Raw genomic sequence first — 18,138 nt, forward strand, 5'->3', positions numbered from 1 at the left:
GTCAGTGCCGGCAAACGTACACAGGCCCATCCGTTGCCGCGGCTAGCGGCGCAGCGACGAGTCCTTATGCGAATGCCCGAAATCCGCCGGGGTCAGTGCCGGCAAACGTACACAGGCCCATCCGTTGCCGCGGCTAGCGGCGCAGCGACGAGTCCGTGTACGAATGCCGGCACTGACCCCGCTGGAGAAGTTCCCCTGGGTCAGTGCCAGCAGGAAATCCGCCGGGGTCAGTATCGGCAAATGGACACAGGCCCAGCCGTTGCCGCGGCTAGCGGCGCAGCGACGAGGAAATCCGCCGGGGTCAGTGCCGGCAAACGAACACAGGCCCATCCGTTGCCGCGGCTAGCGGCGCAGCGACGAGTCCGTGTGCGAATGCCGGCACTGACCCCGCGGGAGACCAGCGCCGGGCGCCTCGGCCTATCCATCTCGCCCTGGCCCGGCTGGTCGCTGAAACGGCGTCAGGCGCTGCAGGAACAGGTCGAACGCGCCAAGGTCGAAGGCATCGATCGCGTTCTTGAAAAGCAAACCCAGTTCGGTGTCGCCTTCGAGCGTCAGGCGGCGCCGGAAGAACAGGCTGTCGGGGTCTTCCTCGCGGCGCGCCAGCAGCCACAGGTCGTGCAGCGAGGCCGCCACCGCCAGGTCCGGCGCGGCGACGGCGGCGTACGGCGCGAAGCCGCTCCCGCGCCAGCTGACGTTGAAGGCGACGCCCATATCGCTGACCCGCAGCTGCAGCAGTTTGCCTTCCAGGCCGGCGCGGGTATCGGGCGCCAGTTGCGGCGCCAGCGTCGCGTTGAGCAGGCGCGCGAACAGCCACGAGCCGGGATAGACTGGCAGGCGCGCGAGCACGCTGCCGATCGGCGGCGCGAGGGGCCGGCGCTGGCGCCAGTTCATGCCGCCACCTGCAGCATGCCGCTCTGGCCATACCAATAGCCGTTGCACGGCGGCCCGGGCAGCGTGGGCGCCAGCAGCGCGCGCGCCTCGTCCGGCGCCAGCGCGCCGCGCCGCGCCTGGTCGTAGATGTCGAGCACCTGCGCGGTGCCGCTGGCCTGCGGGCTGATGCGCAGCACGTCGACGCCGGCCGCGGCAAGCTGGTCCAGTTCTCCGACCAGGCACTGCACCGACGAGGATTGCGTCTGGGTGCCGTTCAGTACCAGGAACGGCGCCTGCTCGCGGGTGCGCAGCAGCAGGCCGTCGGGGTGATCGAGGCAGCTGAACTGGCAGTCGTCCTTCGGCAGGTTGCGGTTTCGGGCGGTAAAGCAGCGCGCCGAAAACGCCAGCGGCATGCGCCCGTGCGCGAAGATCTCGGTTTCCATCGCCGCCGGCCCGTCGCGCAGCACGTCGATCAACTGATCGCGCCCCATCTCCAGCGGCAGCACCCAGCGCGCCGCGCCCAGTTCGGCCAGCACCGCCAGCGCCGGCCCGTTGTACAGGTTCAGGTGCGGTCCGGCGACGAACGGCGCGCCCGGCGCCAGGCTATGAACGGCGCCGAAGTCGTTCGCCTCGACCCAGTAGCGGCCGTTGGTGGCGATCTTGCGCAGCGTTGCCACTTCGCTGGTCGACTCGATCAGCGCCTGGGTCGACAGCACCGCCTGCTTGCCGGCGGCGGCCAGCAGGTCGGCGACGTCGAACCAGTCGCTCAGCTTCATCTCGTGGCGGCGCGAACAGACCGTCTCGCCGAGGTAGACGATGTCGGCCGGTCCTTCGGCCACTTGCTGGTAAAAATCGAACAGGACGGCGCGCGGCCAATAGGTCAGCACGGGGCCAAGGGCCAGCTTTAACATGGGACAGACTCCGTCAGGGGTTATTTCCAGGCGCGGTGGTACGCGCCGAGGGTGTGCTGCTGGCCTTCGGCGACTTTGCCGAGGGCGGCCATCCAGGCCGGATGGACCGAGTAGCGCGCCAGGTTGTGGCGGCAGGCGTCGAGCGCTTCGCGCCACACCCGCGTCACCTGCGCGACGTAGGCAGGACTGCGCTGGCGGCCCTCGATCTTCACGGCGCGCACGCCGGCGGCGATCAGCTGCGGCAGCAGTTCGAGCGTATTCAGGCTGGCCGGTTCCTCGATCGCGTAATAACTCTCTCCCTCGACCTCGAAGCGGCCCTTGCACAGCGTCGGATAGCTGGCATTTTCGTCGTCGCCGTAGCGGTCGATCAGCACGCCGTTCAGGCGCGCCTCCAGCCCTTGCGGCGCGTTTTGCCAGCGCACCGCCTTGGCCGGCGAGCAGACGCCGGCGGTGTTGGGCGATTCGCCGGTGGCGTACGAGGACAGCGCGCAGCGCCCCTCGACCATCACGCACAGGCTGCCGAATCCGAACACTTCGATGTCGACCGGGGTGTTGGCGATCAGCTGGCGCACCTGCGCCATCGACAGCACCCGCGGCAGCACCGCGCGTGCAATGCCGAAATGCCGATGGTAGAAGTTGATCGCCTCGTAATTGGTCGCCGAGCCCTGCACCGACAGGTGCAGCGGCAGCGCCGGATGATGTTCGGCGACCCATGCCATCAGCGCCGGATCGGCGCAGATCAGGGCGTCGGCGCCGGCTTCGGCGGCGCGCGCGGCGGCGCTGCGCCAGGCGCGCCAGTTGCCGGCCTGCGGATAGGTATTGAGCGCGACGAGTACCTTGCGGCCACGCTGGTGGGCGTAGGCGATGCCCTGGGCGATGGCTTCGTCGTCGAAATTGAGGCCGGCAAAATTGCGCGCATTGGTGGCGTCGCGAAAGCCCAGGTAGACGCAGTCGGCGCCGTTATCGACGGCGGCCTTGAGCGCGGGCAGGCTGCCGGCCGGGCAGACCAGCTGCGGCACGGCGGCGTGAGGGTGTGGTGTCATTGGTCGATTCAGTTGCAAGGTTAAAGTACCGGTTCGAGCTCGCGCGAACGCGCCAGCGCGAGTGGGGCGGGAATGCTTTGCTGCAGGCGCCGCACGCCCTTGACGAAGCGCTCGAGCGTGTCGGAGACGACGCCGCGCGGGATCATCACTTCGATCAGCTCGAAGCGGCCGCGCCGCGCCAGCGCCGCATCGAGGGCGGCGCCCAACCCGGCGCGGGTGGTGACGCGGCAGCCGTTGCCGCCCAGCGCAGCGGCCATGTCGGCGAAGTGCCAGTCGCTCAGGTCGGTGAAGCCGGCGCCCGGCTCGAACGCGCGCAGCATCTCCCAGCTGCAGTTGTTAAAGACGATGACGATCGGGTCCCAGCCGTAGCGCTGGCAGTTGCCCAGCTCCCAGCCGGTCATCTGGAAAGCGCCGTCGCCGACCAGGATCACGGGACGGCCGGCGCCGCCGGCCTGCAGGCCAAGGCCGGCCGGCACGCCGTAGCCCATGGTGGCGTAGTAGCCCGGCGCCACCAGCGCCGTGTGCGCGATGTCGAGCGCGGTAAACAGGCAGTCGCCGATGTCGGCCGCCAGCGGCAGGCCGGGGTGCGCCGCCAGCACGTCGTTGACGGCGCGCGCGATGTCGCGCGGGGCGATCGGCGCGGCATCGCGCGGCAGGTCATGCGGGTAGGCCGGCGGCGCCAGCGCGCTCGCTTGCGTGCCGATCCGCTGCCCGTGTTCGAGCAGGGCGTCCACCAGCGCCTCGAGCGGTATCGCGGGGTACACCTGATAGCCCATGCTGACGGCGCCGTCGTGCGCATGGATGGAGGCGTGCAGATCGATCGTCTTGCCCGACGCGCCGAAGTTGGTGTCGGAGACAATCACGCCGAGCATGAACAGCGCGTCGGACTGCTCGACCGCGGCCGACAGCGCGGCCGGTCCGGCCACGCCGAGGTAGGTGCCGAGCAGCGCGACGTCGGTATCGGCCAGCAGGCCGCGACCCATGAACGTGGTCGCCACCGGGATGTTGAGCAGTTGCGCCAGGCGCGCGACCTTGTGCTCGATGCCGTAGCGGCGGATCTCGACGCCCACCAGCAGCAGCGGCGCGCGTGCCTGCGCCAGCCGCGCCAGGATCGCTTCGGTGCAGGCGGCCAGCGCGCGTGGCTGCGCGGCGGGCGGCGCCAGGTGCGGCACCGGCGCGCACGGCATCAGGACCATGTCGCGCGGCAGTTCGATATACACGGGGCGCGAATGGGCCAGGCAACTGGCCAGCACGCGCGCGATGTCCGCCGGCGCGCGCGCGGCGTCGTCCAGCACCACCTGGTCGCAGGTAATCTCGCGAAAGATGGCCAGCTGCGAGTCGAGCGTCTTGGCCTGGTGGTGCAGCAGGTAGCCGCTGCGGCGCTCGGCGGCGCCGGGCGCACCGGAAATGACCACCAGCGGCACCTTTTCGGCGTACGAGGAGGCCACCGCGTTGACCATGTTGAGCGCGCCGGCGCCGTAGGTCACCGCCGCCACGCCCAGCCGGGTGTGGTAGCGCGCCGCCGCGTCGGCGGCAAAGCCGACCCCTGGCTCGTGGCTGAGGGTGAACATGGGAAGGATGGCGGTGGTCTCGACCTGGCGAAAGAACGCCAGGATGAAGTCGCCCGGGATGCCGAATATTTCGCGCGCGCCGTGCTGGTGCAGTGCGTGCAGGAGTGCCTGTGACAGGTTCATGGGGGCTCGATGAAGGGTGGGCCAGCCCGTGCCGGCCCACACGCAATGTATCGCGGGCCGCCGCTGTGGCGCCTTAATCTGAGTTAAGCAATGGCGAGCCGGCGTCGAGTGCGGCCGGCAGGAAAAGCGACGAAGGCGCGCTCGCTGCCAGCCGGTACTGGCCGCGTGGGCAGAGCCATGCACACCGCGTTGCGTGCTTGCGCGTTCAAATACGATTACTATTTCAAGCAAATGGCTGGAACCGTAGCGCGATCGGCTCCAGCTCCGTTGTTACCTTTGACTGGGAAAATACATCATGCAAAACAATACGACAGTTCATACCAGCACCGATGACACCGGCAAGCTTGTCTTGCGCGCCGCACTGGCGATCATGTTGCTGTTCCACGGCTATGCCAAGGTCACCGGCGGCATCGGCTTCATTACCGGCATGCTGGCCAAAGCCGGCGCACCCGCTGCACTTGGCTACCTGGTCTACGTTGGCGAAGTCATCGCGCCGCTGATGATCCTGGTCGGCATCTTCACCCGTCCCGCCGCGCTGGTCGTGGCGATCAACATGATCGTCGCCGTCTTGCTGGTCCACACCAGCGAGTTCTTCACGATCGACAAGACCGGCGGCTGGGCGCTCGAGTTGCAGGGCATGTTCTTCTTCGCCGCGGTGGCCGTCGCGCTGCTCGGCGCCGGCCGTTACAGCCTTGGTGGCGCGACCGGCCGCTACAACTGACGAATCAAGTCGCCGCTGGGAAACCTTCGGCGGCGGCGCCCACACCCGCGCACGACACGCGAACGCACAGAAGCTCCAAAGGACAATCGTGCTAATGTAAAGACACGGCCGTAGACTCGCTTCGTGTCAGGCAAGCTCACGCGACAAGGTGTGTTTCATGATTCGGTTTCCAATCGACCATCATCTACACGGGCCTGGAGCCGGCATCTCCTTGCTGGCGTTGGCGTGCTTGCTGTTCCACGGCGCCTCTTGTGCGCAAACGCGCGCGGTTCCCGCCGACGCCATTCCTTCATTTGAAAAGCTCGATTCCATCGAAGCACGCGTGCAAGGCTGCGTCACTTGCCACGGGCAAAAGGGGCAGGGCACTGCCGACGGCTACTTTCCTCGCATCGCCGCCAAGCCGGCCGGCTACCTGTACAACCAGCTCACCGCCTTCCGCGACGGCACGCGCAGCTACCCGCCGATGAATTATCTGGTCGCTTATCTGCCCGACCCATACCTGAAGGAGATTGCCGAATACTTCGCGGCGCAGCGCCCGCCGTTTTCCGCCGTCGGCGGCCCGGCGCCCGACCCGGCGCTGACGCAGCGCGGCCAGGTGCTGGCCACGGTCGGCGACCCGGCAAAAGGCATCCCCGCCTGCATTGCCTGCCATGGCGCAAACCTCAGCGGCATGGAGCCCGGCATTCCCGGCCTGGCCGGCCTGCGCCCGGCCTACATCGTCGGGCAGCTGACGCGCTGGCGCGTGGGCGAACGCCGCGCCACCGAACCCGACTGCATGAAGCGCATCGCCACGCGCCTGACCGACGACGACATCTCATCGGTGGCGGCGTGGCTGTCGCAGCAGTCGCCGTCTTCCGGCGCCTCACCCGAGCCGTCCAACCTGGTGCGCATGCCGCTCGCCTGCGGCAGCCAGCGGTGACGCCATGCGTAAAAGCGTCCTGGCCGTGCTGGTCCTCGTCGCACTCGCCGTCATCGCGGCGCTGGCGCTGCATTTCATGCGCCCGGGCGTGCTGCCGGCCACGGCGCAGCAGCCGCAACTGACCGCGACGACGCAGATCATCAACCGCGGCGAATACTTGGCGCGCGCCGGCGACTGCGTTGCCTGCCACACGGTGCCGAACCGGCCGGTGTTTGCCGGCGGCAGGGCGATGGCCACGCCGTTCGGCAACCTGTACGTGCCCAACATCACGCCCGACGACGACACCGGCATCGGCCTGTGGACGGCCGACGATTTCTACCGCACCATGCACCTCGGCGTGTCGAAGGACGGCAAGCTGCTGTATCTCGCGATGCCGTTCGCGTCCTACACCCAGGTCACGCGGGCCGACTCCGACGCCATCTACGCCTACCTGATGTCGCTCACGCCGGTCAGGCTGAAAAACCGCGAGCACGAGCTGCGCTTCCCCTTCAACAACCGCGATCTGCTGATCAGCTGGCGCACGCTGTACTTTCGCGAAGGCGAGTTCACGCCAACGCCTGGCCAGAGCGCCGAGTGGAACCGCGGCGCCTACCTCGTCAAGGGGCTCGGCCACTGCGCCATGTGCCACACGGCGGTCAACATGCTGGGTGGATCGAGCGAATCGAAGGCCTTCGAGGGCGGCATGATACCGAACCAGAACTGGTACGCGCCGTCGCTGACCTCCAACCGCGAGGCGGGCCTGGGCGACTGGAAAATCGCAGACATCGCCGACCTGCTGCAGGTGGGCGTGTCGCACCGCGGCACGGTGTACGGCCCGATGGCCGAAGTGGTCTACAACAGCCTGCAGTACCTGACCGACGACGACGTGCGGGCGATGGCGGTGTACCTGAAGGCCTTTCCGCAAATGGACACGGCGCCGCCGCCGACCAGCCAGGCGCGCCTGGTCGGGCCGGAAGTGATGGAAACCGGGCGCAAGATCTATGTCGCCCAGTGCGCGATCTGCCATGGCACTGAAGGGCGCGGGCAGACCCCGTCGTACCCGCCGCTGGCCGGCAACCAGTCGATCACGATGGCCACGCCGGTCAACCCGATCCGCATGGTCCTCAACGGCGGCTATCCGCCTGGCACCAAAAAGAACCCGCGGCCGCACGGCATGCCGCCGTACTCGCACATGCTCAACGATGACGAGGTTGCCGCAGTGGTGACCTACATACGGGTAGCCTGGGGCAACAGCGGCACACCGGTAACGCCGGCCCAGGCCAATGAACTTCGCAAGCTGCTTCCCGAATAGGCGCCAACATGCACACACCCGACGACGACGACCCAGCTGAGCTTGACCGGAAGATCGAGGAAATCGTCGGCCGCGGGCCGTCCGGCGCCTTTGCGGTGGCCGGCGTGGCCACCGCCATCGTGGTCGGGCTGTTCTACCTGTTCTACCTGGTCGTGTATCTGCCGCGCGGTGCCGTGCAATGACGGCGCCCACCGTACCGGGCCAGGGTCCCGGCCACGATCACGCCTCGGCCGCGGTCGCCATCGCCGCCGAGCGGCGCTGGGCCATTTTGGTTGGGCTGATCATCGCGTCCTTGCTGGCGATGATGATTTTCACCGGCCTGCACTGGGCCGCGATGCCGCCGTCGCGCGTCGAGACGGTCGACGTCACCACTTTGCACATCAAGGGCGAGTTCGTCGAGAACAACCTTGGCACCGTGATCGAGCCCGACGGCCGCGTGATCGTGCGCCTGATTGCGCAGCAGTATTCGTTCACGCCGCAGTGCCTGGTGGTGCCGGCGGCCACGCCCGTGACGTTTCGCGGCACCGCCACCGACGCCATCCATGGCTTCATCGTCGGACGCACCAACGCCAACACGATGCTCATTCCCGGCTTCGTGTCGACGTTTACCACCACGTTCCCGAAGGTTGGCGAGCAACTGATGCCATGCCACGAATATTGCGGCACGGGCCACGAAGCGATGTGGGCCCGCGTCCAGGTCATTTCACCGGAAGAATTCCTGATGCGGGCGCGCGCGTCGGAAAGGGTCAGCTGTGTTCCTCGTTAGAAAACTCGTGCTGGCCCACTTCTGGGTCGCCTTCGTCGCCTTCTTCGCCGCCATTGTGCTCGGCGCATGGCAGATGTACGTGCGCAGTCCGCTCAGTGCCTGGATCAACAACCCGGAGCATTACTACCGCTCGGTCACGGGGCACGGCACCGTGATGGCGTACGTGCTGCCGACGCTGGTGGCGATGGGCTTTGGCTACGCCATCGCCGAACTGGCGCTCAAGCGCCCGCTGATCGGCATCCGCTGGGCCTGGGCCGGCTTCTGGCTGGTCATCGCCGGCACCGTCATCGCCGCGCTGACCATGGCGGCCGGCAAGGCATCGGTGCTGTACACCTTCTATCCGCCGATGCTGGCCAGTCCGCTGTACTACATCGGCATCGTGCTGGTCGTGGTCGGCTCCTGGATCTGGGTGGCGCTGATGTCGATCAACCTGCACGCGTGGCGCAAAGCCAACCCCGGCGCTACGGTGCCGCTGGCAATGTACGGCAACGTCGCCGGCGCCTACCTGTGGGCCTGGACCTCGGTCGGCGCGGCGGTGGAAATCCTCGTGCTGATTTTGCCGGCCTCGCTGGGCCTGACCGACACCATCAACGCCGGCCTGGCGCGCGTGCTGTTCTCGTGGACGCTGCACGCCATCGTGTACTTCTGGCTGATGCCGGCCTACATCGCCTTCTACAGCTTGTTCCCGGGCGCCATCGGCGGCAGGCTCTACAGCGATACCATGGGCCGCGTAGCCTTTGCGCTGTTCCTCGTGTTCTCCATGCCGATCGGCATCCACCACCTGTTCGCCGACCCGCAGGTTGGCGCCGGCTTCAAGTTCGTCCACGCGGCGATGACGGCGATGGTGTCGATTCCGACCTTGCTGACCGTGTTTACCATTGTCGCCACGGCAGAAATCGTCGGCCGGCTGCGCGGCGGCACCGGGCCGTTCGGCTGGGTCAAGGCGCTGCCGTGGTCCAATCCCATGATGCTGGCGGTAGCGTACGCCTTCATCATGCTCGGCTTCGGCGGCGCGGGCGGGCTGATCAACATGAGTTACCAGCTCAACGAGTCGGTCCACAACACCCAGTGGGTCACCGGCCACTTCCACCTGATCTTCGGCGGCACCATTGTCATCATGTATTTCATGGTCGCCTACGCGCTGTGGCCGCAGCTGCGCAATTCGCCGCCGCTGCCCTCTGGCCTGATGCGCATCCAGCTGACGCTGTGGTTCGTCGGCATGATGGTGCTGACAATGCCCTGGCACCTGGTCGGCCTGTACGGCGCGCCGCGCCGCATGGCCTACTACGACTACACCCACCCGGCGCTCGAGCCGCAGGCGATCACGGTCACGATATCGGCCATCGGCGGCTTTGTCCTGCTCGCTTCGGCGGCGCTGTTCTTGTATATCCTCGCCAGCGCCAGGCGGCAGGCGGATTCTGTGCCGGCCGTCGCCTTCAGCGTGGCGGTGCATCCGAACAGCAAGCCGCCGGCCGTGCTGAACGGCTTTGCGCTGTGGGTGGCGATGATGGTCGCGCTCACCCTTGTCAACTATGGCTACCCGATCGCCCAGCTGGCGATGACGCCCCAGGCCAACGTGCCTGTCATTCCTATCGGAGCGCGATGATGCGGCAACGCGAAGGCGGCGGCCGAACGCGATCACTGGCCTGGCTGTCGATTGCCAGCCTGGTGGCGTTGACGATCGCGTCGGTCGTCGTTGGATTTGGCTGGCTTCCTTCCGCGCAGGCCGACTTCAGCGCCGTCTCGCTGTGGGACAGCATCTGCCGCGCCGCCGGCGTGCCGAGCGCATGGGTCAGGCAGGGCAGCCGGCAAGATACGCCCGCTGTTGCCAGTAACGTCATCCTGCTGCCGGAAATGGCGCGCACGGCGGCGCCCGCCGCGGTCGGCCGTGGCGCCACGCTGGCGCTGAACTGCACCATGTGCCACGGCGCCCTGGGCATGAGCCGCTCGGACGCGCCCAACCTTGCCGGCCAGTATCCCGAAGTCATCATCAAGCAAATGGAGGACTACAAGAGCGGCAAGCGCGGCAGCCCGATCATGGCGGCGCTGTCGAAGAACCTGTCGGCCGACGACATCAAGGACCTGGCCGCCTACTACGCCAGCTTGCCAAAGGCGCGCACCGCGCCCACCACCTACGACGAAACGCTGCCGGCGCTGGTGCGCGTGGGCGACCCGATGCGCAATATCGCGCCGTGCATCTCGTGCCACGGTGGCGTCGACCAGAAGCTCGGAGCGCCCTGGCTGGAAGGCATGCCCAAAAACTACCTGGTGCAGCAGATGCAGTTATTCAAAACAGGCGAGCGGCGCAACGACGCCCAGCTACAGATGCGCAATGTGGTGCGCGCCATGACGGCCGACGAAATCGACGCGGTCGCCACGTTCTATGCGCGCAAAGGAGAGCCGGCGGGCGAGTGAGCCGCGTCAGAACTTGAGGATCTCGCCATCTGCGGGAATGCGCACGCGGTCCTGGATGCCATGCTGCTTGACATGCTCCTTCAGGTCCTTGCGGCTGAGGGTCATATGGTTAATCGCATCCATATGCGTCGCAATGATGGTCGCGTTCGGCATGGCCTGATACGCGTGAAGCACGTCGTCCTTGCCCATGATGATGGAACCGACGACGCCGGCCATGCGAGCGTCGCCGGCGTTCAGCACGATGACGTCAGGTTTGAACTTTGCCAAGGCCTGATCGACGTCGCTGCGCCATACGGTGTCTCCCGCAACGTAGACGGTTTTCGTACCGGGCGCCTGGAACATAATGCCCATCGCCTTGCCCAGCATGTCAGCCAACGGCTTCTTCGAGTACATCTCATCCGTACCATGCTGCCCGCCAATTCTGGTCAGCTGAACGCCTTCAAACACGCTGTTCTCCCCAAGGATGCGCACATTGGTAAATCCCTGTCCGCGGATCAGTTTTGCATCGGTTTCATCCTGCACGAACAGCGGAATCGCTTTCGGAATGGACTGGTGATCGCCGCCGTCCCAATGGTCGAGATGGGTATGGCTGACGATCACCGCGTCAACGCCTTTCAAGACATCCTTCACCGACATTGGCAATTCGATGAGTGGGTTGCGCAGTTGGCTGTTGAACGTGCCCGGGAAACCTGGATGCGCGCCTTTTTTCGCCAGGAATGGGTCAAGCAGAAAGGTCTTGCCCGCATAGTTGATCTTTGCAGTGGCGTTGCGGATCTGTTGAATCTGCACCAGCTGCGTGGTTGCCGTTGGCGCCGTGTTGTCCGCCGCGCGGGCCGGGACGCTGGCGGCGCCGATGGCCAAAGACAGGAAGAGGGTCAAACCTTTTGATTGCTTCATTTGCTGCTCCATGGAGGTGTTAGTTGGTAGCAGCATTGTGGACGCAGGGCGCTCACTGTAATATTGACCCGTATGCCAATTAACGATGCTTTCGGGCCAGTGCTGAGTTTTTCATCCATGACCACAAAAATCCCAGTTGTCGCGTTGATCGCGTACCCCAAAATCAGTCCCTTCCACTTTGCTGTACCGCACCTGGTGTTTGGCGCAGCGTTGCCCGAAGGGCATTTGTTCGACCTGAAGATCGTTTCGCCAGATGGTCAGCCGTTGGCTGCCGAGCGTGGAATGACGATTCAGCCGGACGGCGGGCTGGAGCTGACAGATATGGCGGACATTCTGGTGGTGCCGGGCTGGGACGATCTGAACACGCGTCCGGACGAAGCGTTGGTAGCGGCGCTCACGCGCGCGCACAAAAGGGGCGCCCATGTCGTTGGCCTTTGCTACGGCGCGTATGTGCTCGCGTATGCGGGGCTGCTCGACGGCAAGCGGGCATCGACCCACTGGATGGCCGAGAAGGATTTCTGCGCCCGTTTTCCGCGGGTAAAGCTCGACATGAACGCGCTGTATGTGGACGAGGGGCGGTTGATTACCTCGGCCGGTACTGGTGCTGGGCTCGACTGTTGCTTGTACATTGTGCGTGCATTTTACGGGCCGAAGATGGCCAATAAAGTCGCGCGAACAATGGTCATCCCGCCGCATCGGGAAGGCGGCCAGGCGCAGTTCATTGAACAGCCCATGGCGGTATCGACGCAGAATTCGCAGGTCAACCAATTGCTCGACTACCTGCGGGAAAACATCGGCAAGCAGCACAGCATCGATGACCTGGCGGAGAGGGCAGCGATGAGCCGGCGGACATTTACCCGTCATTTTTTCAAGGCGACGGGCACGACGCTGGTCGATTGGCTGGTCAACGAGCGCTTGCAGCAAACGCGGGAGCTGCTTGAAACGACGTCGATGCCGGTGGAACGAGTTTCCGAACTGGTTGGTTTCCAGACACCGCTGGCGTTTCGACAGCACTTTAAAAAGCGTTTCCAGGTGAGCCCGAGAGACTGGCGCAAAACCTTCGGAATGAATGCCGCCGCTGAGCCGGACTAACGCGGCCTGAAAAGTTTCCGTATACTTCGGTACGTCACGATGAGATGGTAGAGATTAATGTCAGCAGATAAAAACCTGGAGCGCGGCGATCAAGCGCCGCAGCCGCGAGTCGGGACGCGGTCGCCGCCGCCCCTGGCAGCATCGCGGTCGACCTCGCCAGTAGACGCCATTGCGCGCAAGCAGGCACGCGAACAGCGTGATGCGCAGGTGCGCGGCGTCACGTCGATCGACGCCATGCGCAACGCCATCAAGCGTGTCGCGCGCGATTTGCCGGCCATTACCGCGGTGCCGCGGCTGGGCATGCTCGACGCCAAGGCATTCCGCGCGCAGGCTGCGAAAGGCCTGCCTTTCCTGATCACCGGCATGGTCGAGCGCTGGCCGCTGTCGGCGCTGACGCCTCAAACCTTGCGCGAGCGCTTCAGCCACCTGCAGGTGCGCGCTCGGGTGGGCGACTACATCAACACCGCGTTCGCGGCCGACCGCGCCATGCAGGACATGACGATGCTCGAATACCTCGACCTCGTCGCCGCCGGCGCCGGCGACCTGCCGCCTTATTTGGGCAACCTGGAGCTGCGCGAACTCAATTCGCTGTGCTACTGGCCGGCGTACTTCAGCAAGATGGGGCCACCGCGCTTCTGGCTTGGGCCGGCAGGAACGGTGACGCCGCTCCATTGCGACTACGACGATAATATCTTTGCGCAGATCTGGGGCACCAAGCGCATCTTCCTGGCGCCGCCGCACCACGACGAGTTCCTCTATCCGAACGAGGCGAACGCGATCCTGTTCGGCTCACCGTTCGATCCCGAGGCGCCGGACTTCGACAAATTCCCAATGGCACGCCAGGCCACAACGATCGAATGCATCGTCGGCCCCGGCGACATGCTGTATGTGCCGGCCGGCTGGTACCACCAGGTGCGCGCGTTGACGTTTTCGCTGTCCGCGAACCGGTGGGCGAGGGCAGTGCCATATTCGCTTGGCGGCGAGCCGTCCCTCGTGCAGCGGCGATAGGAATTTCGAAAGGCACAAGTCGCTACCTGTCGCTGTTGATGCACCGCGCGTTCGTTCACGAGCGAACGTTCTGGTGGCGACAGGCGTAGTCAATCGAGGTCAAGACAAAAGCACACGATACACCAGCTTGCTGTTTGCGATCCGCACGATGCGCGAGAACCTCGCTTCGATCGTCGGCAAAGTACGTACCGGTACCGACTCGATCGCGTCGGCGTCAAGCCAGATCGCGATGGGCAACCGCGATCTGTCCCAGCGCACCGAGCAGCAGGCCAGCTCGCTCGAGCAGGTGGCGTCGACGAGGGAAGAGCTGACCTCAACGGTCAAGCAAAACACCGACAACGCTCGTCAAGCCAACACGCTGGCCATGTCGGCCTCGGAGGTGTCCGTCGATGGCGGCCGCGCGGTTGATCAGGTAGTGGCCACGATGGGCTCGATCCAGGCTTCCTCGAAGAGGATCGTCGACATCATCAGCGTGATCGATGGCATGACCCAGCAGAACACCGCGCTGGTGGAGGGGGCCACAGCTGCGGCTCACGAGATGCAGGATCAGGCTGCGAACCTGGCTGGCACAGTCGGCATCTTCAAGCTCGGCAAGGAGCAGCTTGCGCATGCTTCGATATCGACCATCGGCGCCGGACGTTTTCGTGTCCGAAAACCGGTGGGCGAGGGCGGTGCCGTATTCATTGGTCGGCGAAGCGTCGCGCTGAGCCGAGTCTATTCTTACGACAGCAATAGGCCAAGACCGGACGGTCGAAGACTGCGTGATATAGGACGTACTTTCAAACGTATTTCTCTGGTAACATGGCAAATACATAACCCGACCATTGCCGGCGCAGGCGCCGACATTTTACCGCCCCCCCCCCCCTAAAAATTCGATAACCCAATGCTACTTTACGTCGACGCCCAGTACACAAGCCCCTATGCAATGTCGGTATTCGTGGGGCTCAAAGAGAAAAATATTCCCTTCGAACTGCGGACCGTCGACTTGGAGAATGGTGCAAATCACGTTGCTGAATATGCATCAGAGTCATTGACCGAACGAGTGCCAACTTTAGTGGACGGCGATTTCTCACTGTCCGAGTCTTCAGCCATAACCGAGTATCTGGATGAAGTCTATCCGGGTGTCGCCCTTTACCCGTCCAATCCAAAAACGAAAGCTCGCGCACGCCAAGTTCAAGCGTGGCTCAGAAGTGATCTTATGCCGATCCGTCAAGAGCGCTCAACCATCGTCGTGTTCTACCAGCCAAGTCAGGTGCCCCTATCACCAGCTGCGGAAATCGCGATGTGCAAACTGTTCCGAGCAGCGGAGAGCCTGCTGGATCACAACGGCGAACATTTGTTCGGCAACTGGAGTGTTGCCGATGTCGATCTCACACTCATGTTGAATCGACTCGTCCTGAACGGCGATGCGATACCTGCGAAACTCGCAGACTATGCTCGCAGGCAGTGGCAGCGGCCATCAGTGCAGGAATGGGTGAATCTGAGACGTCCAGAACTCTGAAGAATCGGGTATGGCTATGTGTTGATCATCCCCCTGTGTCAGGATAGATGTCGCGCCACGAATGTCCCGTCATGCCTACGTCGAGAAAGGCAATCGCGGACAGGTGCTTGCCGTGATGGAAATGGTTGTCAGCCCGCTCGTCATGCCGACGCTGTGGGCAGACCCCGACCTGGCGCGCCGGCTCGTCCAGCGCGTAATCGAGTGGGACCTCTTCACGCCGGATTTAATCCTAAGCTCCGACACCGCGAAAACCCCCGAAAACAAGAAAAAGCTGGCCGAAATCGACGCCACGCTCGCCCGTTTTCCCGATCAGATCCGCGACGACCCGAACCGCGAAGTCAAATTGCGGGCAATGGTGAGTGAAGCGACGCACCAAATCAATTTATCGTGCCGACGCGCTGCGCGGCAGAAAAACGCGCCGGTGCTAAGTGACGTCTCATGCGCTCAGCAGATCGGAGATTCCTCGGATTTGCCGGCGCTGCCAACTTCGGCAATCTGACCCAAAGAAAATCGGGTCAGACCCCTGCGGTGGATCTGTCGTGCGCTATGCATTTGAAAGCCGGCCGTTAGATCAACTTTCTGGGGGCAAGGTGCGCGCCGTCGAAGCCGACACATTCACCCGCCGCCTCACTTGCGGCGCTTCCTCCCCCAGATGAAACGCCAGCTTGCGTTCGCGCAGCGACACATCCCCCGCGGTCACCCTGTCGAAACGGCGCAGGTGCTCAGTCCACGAGTCGTCGATCACCACTTCGGTGTAGCGGCCCGGCTCGGTAATGTCACGCAGCAACTGCCAGCCAAGCGCGCCCTGGCGCAGGCGGCTGCGCCGGCTCTCCTGCATCAGCGCGACAAACGCGTCGGCGCGCGCCGGGTCGATGATGTACTCGATGCTCAGCACGATGCGGCCGCGCTCGGGCGGCGCGTCGGCCACCGGCGCCTTGAACAATTGCGATGGCGTCAGGTCGTCGACCAAGCCGCGATCCTGCACCAGGCGCAGCACGAGCAGCATCACCGCGATGCCGCTGATGGCGGCATAAATCAGGCTGTGCTGCACGCTGTCGACGGTCGCCACCTGGCCCCAGACGGCGGCGCCGGCCGCGCTCGAACCCATCAGCGCCATCTGGTAGATCGACATTCCGCGCGCGCGCACCCAGTCCGGCAACGCCAGCTGCATCGACACGCTCAGCGAATTGGCCGTCGTGATCCACGCCATGCCGGTCAGCACCATTGCGACCATTGTCGCCGTCATGTCGCCGCTGACCGCAATCACCAAGCTCATCGCCGCCTGCAAGATCGCGCCGTACAGCACCAGCAGGTCCCGCGTCAGCGCCTGGCGCAAGCGCGGCAAAAACAGCACGGCAAAGATCGCGCCGCCGCCCATGCAGGCCAGCAGCGCCGTGTACGTGGCGGCGCCGCCGTCCAGATTGCGCGCCACCAGCGGCAGCAGCGCCATCAGGCCGGCCGAATGAAAGAAGAACACCGCGATGCGCGCCAGCACGGCCTTGACCCGCGCCGACTGGCTGACGAACTGGATGCCGACCCGCATCGCGCGGCCGAAGCGCTCGCGCCCCAGCGGGCTTGGCACATGCTCGCGCCGCCAGCGCATGATGACGAAGCCGGCGGCGACCGACAGCACGGCGTTGAGCACGAACACGTATGCGGTGCCGACGCTGGCGATCAGCGCGCCGGCAATCAGCGGGCCGGCGATGCGCGAGGCATTCATGGCCACGCCATTGAGCGCCAGCGCGGCAGGCAGTTGCGGGCGCGGCACCAGTTCCGGAACAATGGCGGCAAACACCGGCCAGCGCATCGCCAGGCCGATGCCGTTGGCGAAGGTGAGCGCCAGCAGCAGTGGCGGATTCATTACGTCCGACAGCACCACCACGCACAGCAGCAGCGCCACCGCGGCGACCCAGAACTGGGTGATGATGAAGTAGCGGCGCCGGTCGAGGATGTCGGCCAGCGCGCCGCTTGGCACGCCGAGCAGGAACACCGGCAGCGTGGCGGCGGTCTGCACCAGCGCCACCCAGATCGGCGCGGTCGTCAGCGACGTCATCAGCCAGGCCGCCGCCACGTCGTTCATCCACATGCACAGGTTGGCAACTAGCCAGGTGCTCCACAGCATGCGGAACACCGGATGGACCAGCGGCGCCAGCGCCTCGGGATGGTTAGCAGCGGTCAAATTATTCCGGGCGAGGGGCCTGGCCGATGGCGCATTCGAAGGTGGCGACACCGTCGACGCCGCCGCGCACGCGGTCGCCCGGCTGCAAGGCGCCGACGCCGGCCGGCGTGCCGGAGAAAATCAGGTCGCCCGGCGCCAGCGTGACGAAGCGCGAGATATGGCTGATGATGTCGGCCACTGGCCAGATCATTTCGTCGAGCGTGCCTTGCTGGACCACGGCGCCATTGACCTGCAGCCAGATGCGGGCGCCGGCCGGATGGCCGACTTCGCCAACCGGATGCAGCGCGCTGCACGGCGCCGACGCGTCGAAGCCCTTGGACAGGTCCCACGGGCGGCGCAGGTCCTTGGCCACCGCCTGTATGTCGCGCAAGGTCAGGTCGAGCCCGACGCCGTAGCCCCACACCGTCGCCAGCGCATCGGCCGGCGCAATGTTCGCGCCGCCGGCGCCGAGGGCGACCACCATTTCCACTTCATGATGCAGGTCGCTCGTTGCGGGCGGGTAGGGCAGCGTGCCCTGGGCGTCGACCACGGCGTCGGCCGGCTTCATGAAGAAGAACGGCGGTTCGCGGTCCGGATCGTTGCCCATCTCGCGGGCGTGGGCGGCGTAATTACGGCCGACACAAAACACGCGGCGGATCGGGAACCTGGCGCTGCTGCCGGCGACGGCGATGGACGGCGTAGCCGGTGCTGGAATTACGAATTCGGTCATGGGTTCCTCATCAAGACGGCTGGGGCGATCAGTGCTCGCTTGACGATTTTACTACGCGGGGCTTAAGCGTACTTCCCTCTACGTCGAACCGGACGACGTGCCAGTTTTATTGGTGTTCGGTG

18 protein-coding genes and 1 pseudogene are annotated in these 18,138 nt (G+C 65.2%); 12 read left to right on the plus strand and 7 right to left on the minus strand.

The window, feature by feature from the left end; all coding sequences use genetic code 11:
* Positions 1-417: 417 nt before the first annotated feature.
* From ubiT to ipdC, 4 genes are read right to left on the minus strand one after another with little or no spacing between them, the layout of a single operon-like run.
* Positions 418-891 carry a ubiquinone anaerobic biosynthesis accessory factor UbiT gene (gene ubiT, locus CR105_RS17115; protein ID WP_099790347.1) on the minus strand — a complete coding sequence of 158 codons (474 nt, stop codon included), beginning with the start codon at positions 889-891 and terminating at the stop codon, positions 418-420.
* A complete protein-coding gene (gene ubiV, locus CR105_RS17120; RefSeq protein WP_099790349.1) occupies positions 888-1,781 on the minus strand; it encodes a ubiquinone anaerobic biosynthesis protein UbiV in 894 nt (297 codons plus the stop codon). The genes ubiT and ubiV overlap by 4 nt, the downstream gene beginning before the upstream one ends.
* Before the next feature lie 20 nt (positions 1,782-1,801).
* Positions 1,802-2,824, minus strand: coding sequence for a ubiquinone anaerobic biosynthesis protein UbiU (gene ubiU, locus CR105_RS17125; RefSeq protein WP_099790352.1), 1,023 nt, complete (start codon positions 2,822-2,824; stop codon positions 1,802-1,804).
* 20 nt (positions 2,825-2,844) lie between these two features.
* Positions 2,845-4,518 (minus strand): indolepyruvate/phenylpyruvate decarboxylase, encoded by a 1,674-nt coding sequence (gene ipdC, locus CR105_RS17130; protein WP_099790354.1) that lies wholly within the window; start codon positions 4,516-4,518, stop codon positions 2,845-2,847.
* Between the two features lie 295 nt (positions 4,519-4,813).
* Here ipdC and CR105_RS17135 point away from each other — a divergent pair, with 295 nt between their 5' ends.
* The 7 genes from CR105_RS17135 to CR105_RS17165 all read left to right on the plus strand — a co-directional run bounded on the left by CR105_RS17135 (position 4,814) and on the right by CR105_RS17165 (position 10,630).
* Entirely contained in the window at positions 4,814-5,239 is a 426-nt protein-coding gene (locus CR105_RS17135; RefSeq protein ID WP_099790356.1) for a DoxX family protein, read from the plus strand.
* Positions 5,240-5,396: 157 nt separating this feature from the next.
* The gene (locus CR105_RS17140) at positions 5,397-6,158 is read left to right on the plus strand and encodes a c-type cytochrome (protein ID WP_099790358.1); all 762 of its coding nucleotides are present in this window, start codon (positions 5,397-5,399) and stop codon (positions 6,156-6,158) included.
* Positions 6,159-6,162: 4 nt separating this feature from the next.
* A complete protein-coding gene (locus CR105_RS17145) occupies positions 6,163-7,449 on the plus strand; it encodes a c-type cytochrome (protein ID WP_099790360.1) in 1,287 nt (428 codons plus the stop codon).
* A gap of 8 nt (positions 7,450-7,457) precedes the next feature.
* Entirely contained in the window at positions 7,458-7,631 is a 174-nt protein-coding gene (locus CR105_RS28390) for a hypothetical protein (RefSeq protein ID WP_099790362.1), read from the plus strand.
* Positions 7,628-8,215, plus strand: a complete 588-nt coding sequence (locus CR105_RS17155; protein WP_099790364.1) for a cupredoxin domain-containing protein — start codon at positions 7,628-7,630, stop codon at positions 8,213-8,215. The genes CR105_RS28390 and CR105_RS17155 overlap by 4 nt, the downstream gene beginning before the upstream one ends.
* Complete coding sequence (locus CR105_RS17160) at positions 8,202-9,821, plus strand: cbb3-type cytochrome c oxidase subunit I (RefSeq protein ID WP_099790366.1); 1,620 nt, start codon at positions 8,202-8,204, stop codon at positions 9,819-9,821. The genes CR105_RS17155 and CR105_RS17160 overlap by 14 nt, the downstream gene beginning before the upstream one ends.
* The gene (locus CR105_RS17165) at positions 9,821-10,630 is read left to right on the plus strand and encodes a c-type cytochrome (protein ID WP_180288230.1); all 810 of its coding nucleotides are present in this window, start codon (positions 9,821-9,823) and stop codon (positions 10,628-10,630) included. Before CR105_RS17160 ends, CR105_RS17165 begins: the two co-directional genes overlap by 1 nt.
* A 6-nt stretch (positions 10,631-10,636) precedes the next feature.
* Here the strand turns inward: CR105_RS17165 and CR105_RS17170 are convergent, their stop codons facing one another.
* Entirely contained in the window at positions 10,637-11,527 is an 891-nt protein-coding gene (locus tag CR105_RS17170) for an MBL fold metallo-hydrolase (RefSeq protein ID WP_229413983.1), read from the minus strand.
* A 117-nt stretch (positions 11,528-11,644) separates the two neighbouring features.
* On the opposite strand from CR105_RS17170, the gene CR105_RS17175 reads away from it, so the two are divergent.
* The 5 genes and pseudogenes from CR105_RS17175 (at position 11,645) to CR105_RS17195 (ending at position 15,627) form a co-directional block, all read left to right on the plus strand.
* Positions 11,645-12,619, plus strand: coding sequence for a GlxA family transcriptional regulator (locus tag CR105_RS17175; protein WP_099790372.1), 975 nt, complete (start codon positions 11,645-11,647; stop codon positions 12,617-12,619).
* A 57-nt stretch (positions 12,620-12,676) separates the two neighbouring features.
* Positions 12,677-13,627 (plus strand): cupin-like domain-containing protein, encoded by a 951-nt coding sequence (locus CR105_RS17180; RefSeq protein ID WP_099790374.1) that lies wholly within the window; start codon positions 12,677-12,679, stop codon positions 13,625-13,627.
* A 136-nt stretch (positions 13,628-13,763) separates the two neighbouring features.
* Positions 13,764-14,118 (plus strand): annotated as a pseudogene (locus CR105_RS17185) (methyl-accepting chemotaxis protein); the annotation flags it as partial.
* 392 nt (positions 14,119-14,510) lie between these two features.
* Entirely contained in the window at positions 14,511-15,128 is a 618-nt protein-coding gene (gene yfcF / locus CR105_RS17190; protein WP_099790376.1) for a glutathione transferase, read from the plus strand.
* Between the two features lie 61 nt (positions 15,129-15,189).
* Positions 15,190-15,627 carry a hypothetical protein gene (locus CR105_RS17195; RefSeq protein WP_099790378.1) on the plus strand — a complete coding sequence of 146 codons (438 nt, stop codon included), beginning with the start codon at positions 15,190-15,192 and terminating at the stop codon, positions 15,625-15,627.
* Positions 15,628-15,699: 72 nt separating this feature from the next.
* Here the strand turns inward: CR105_RS17195 and CR105_RS17200 are convergent, their stop codons facing one another.
* Positions 15,700-17,358, minus strand: a complete 1,659-nt coding sequence (locus tag CR105_RS17200; RefSeq protein ID WP_370660690.1) for an MFS transporter — start codon at positions 17,356-17,358, stop codon at positions 15,700-15,702.
* Positions 17,309-18,016 carry a fumarylacetoacetate hydrolase family protein gene (locus CR105_RS17205; protein ID WP_099790380.1) on the minus strand — a complete coding sequence of 236 codons (708 nt, stop codon included), beginning with the start codon at positions 18,014-18,016 and terminating at the stop codon, positions 17,309-17,311. Before CR105_RS17205 ends, CR105_RS17200 begins: the two co-directional genes overlap by 50 nt.
* Positions 18,017-18,138: the final 122 nt, after the last annotated feature.

It is taken from the genome of Massilia eurypsychrophila (genome assembly GCF_002760655.1).
Classification (GTDB): domain Bacteria; phylum Pseudomonadota; class Gammaproteobacteria; order Burkholderiales; family Burkholderiaceae_D; genus JAFCUW01.

Bases quoted from the DNA above. Each gene is read 5' to 3' on its own strand.
- ubiT (WP_099790347.1), bottom strand. From the start codon at position 891: ATGAACTGGCGCCAGCGCCGGCCCCTCGCGCCGCCGATCGGCAGCGTG.
- ubiV (WP_099790349.1), bottom strand. From the start codon at position 1,781: ATGTTAAAGCTGGCCCTTGGCCCCGTGCTGACCTATTGGCCGCGCGCC.
- ubiU (WP_099790352.1), bottom strand. From the start codon at position 2,824: ATGACACCACACCCTCACGCCGCCGTGCCGCAGCTGGTCTGCCCGGCC.
- ipdC (WP_099790354.1), bottom strand. From the start codon at position 4,518: ATGAACCTGTCACAGGCACTCCTGCACGCACTGCACCAGCACGGCGCG.
- CR105_RS17135 (WP_099790356.1), top strand. From the start codon at position 4,814: ATGCAAAACAATACGACAGTTCATACCAGCACCGATGACACCGGCAAG.
- CR105_RS17140 (WP_099790358.1), top strand. From the start codon at position 5,397: ATGATTCGGTTTCCAATCGACCATCATCTACACGGGCCTGGAGCCGGC.
- CR105_RS17145 (WP_099790360.1), top strand. From the start codon at position 6,163: ATGCGTAAAAGCGTCCTGGCCGTGCTGGTCCTCGTCGCACTCGCCGTC.
- CR105_RS28390 (WP_099790362.1), top strand. From the start codon at position 7,458: ATGCACACACCCGACGACGACGACCCAGCTGAGCTTGACCGGAAGATC.
- CR105_RS17155 (WP_099790364.1), top strand. From the start codon at position 7,628: ATGACGGCGCCCACCGTACCGGGCCAGGGTCCCGGCCACGATCACGCC.
- CR105_RS17165 (WP_180288230.1), top strand. From the start codon at position 9,821: ATGCGGCAACGCGAAGGCGGCGGCCGAACGCGATCACTGGCCTGGCTG.
- CR105_RS17170 (WP_229413983.1), bottom strand. From the start codon at position 11,527: ATGAAGCAATCAAAAGGTTTGACCCTCTTCCTGTCTTTGGCCATCGGC.
- CR105_RS17175 (WP_099790372.1), top strand. From the start codon at position 11,645: ATGACCACAAAAATCCCAGTTGTCGCGTTGATCGCGTACCCCAAAATC.
- CR105_RS17180 (WP_099790374.1), top strand. From the start codon at position 12,677: ATGTCAGCAGATAAAAACCTGGAGCGCGGCGATCAAGCGCCGCAGCCG.
- yfcF (WP_099790376.1), top strand. From the start codon at position 14,511: ATGCTACTTTACGTCGACGCCCAGTACACAAGCCCCTATGCAATGTCG.
- CR105_RS17195 (WP_099790378.1), top strand. From the start codon at position 15,190: ATGTCCCGTCATGCCTACGTCGAGAAAGGCAATCGCGGACAGGTGCTT.
- CR105_RS17205 (WP_099790380.1), bottom strand. From the start codon at position 18,016: ATGACCGAATTCGTAATTCCAGCACCGGCTACGCCGTCCATCGCCGTC.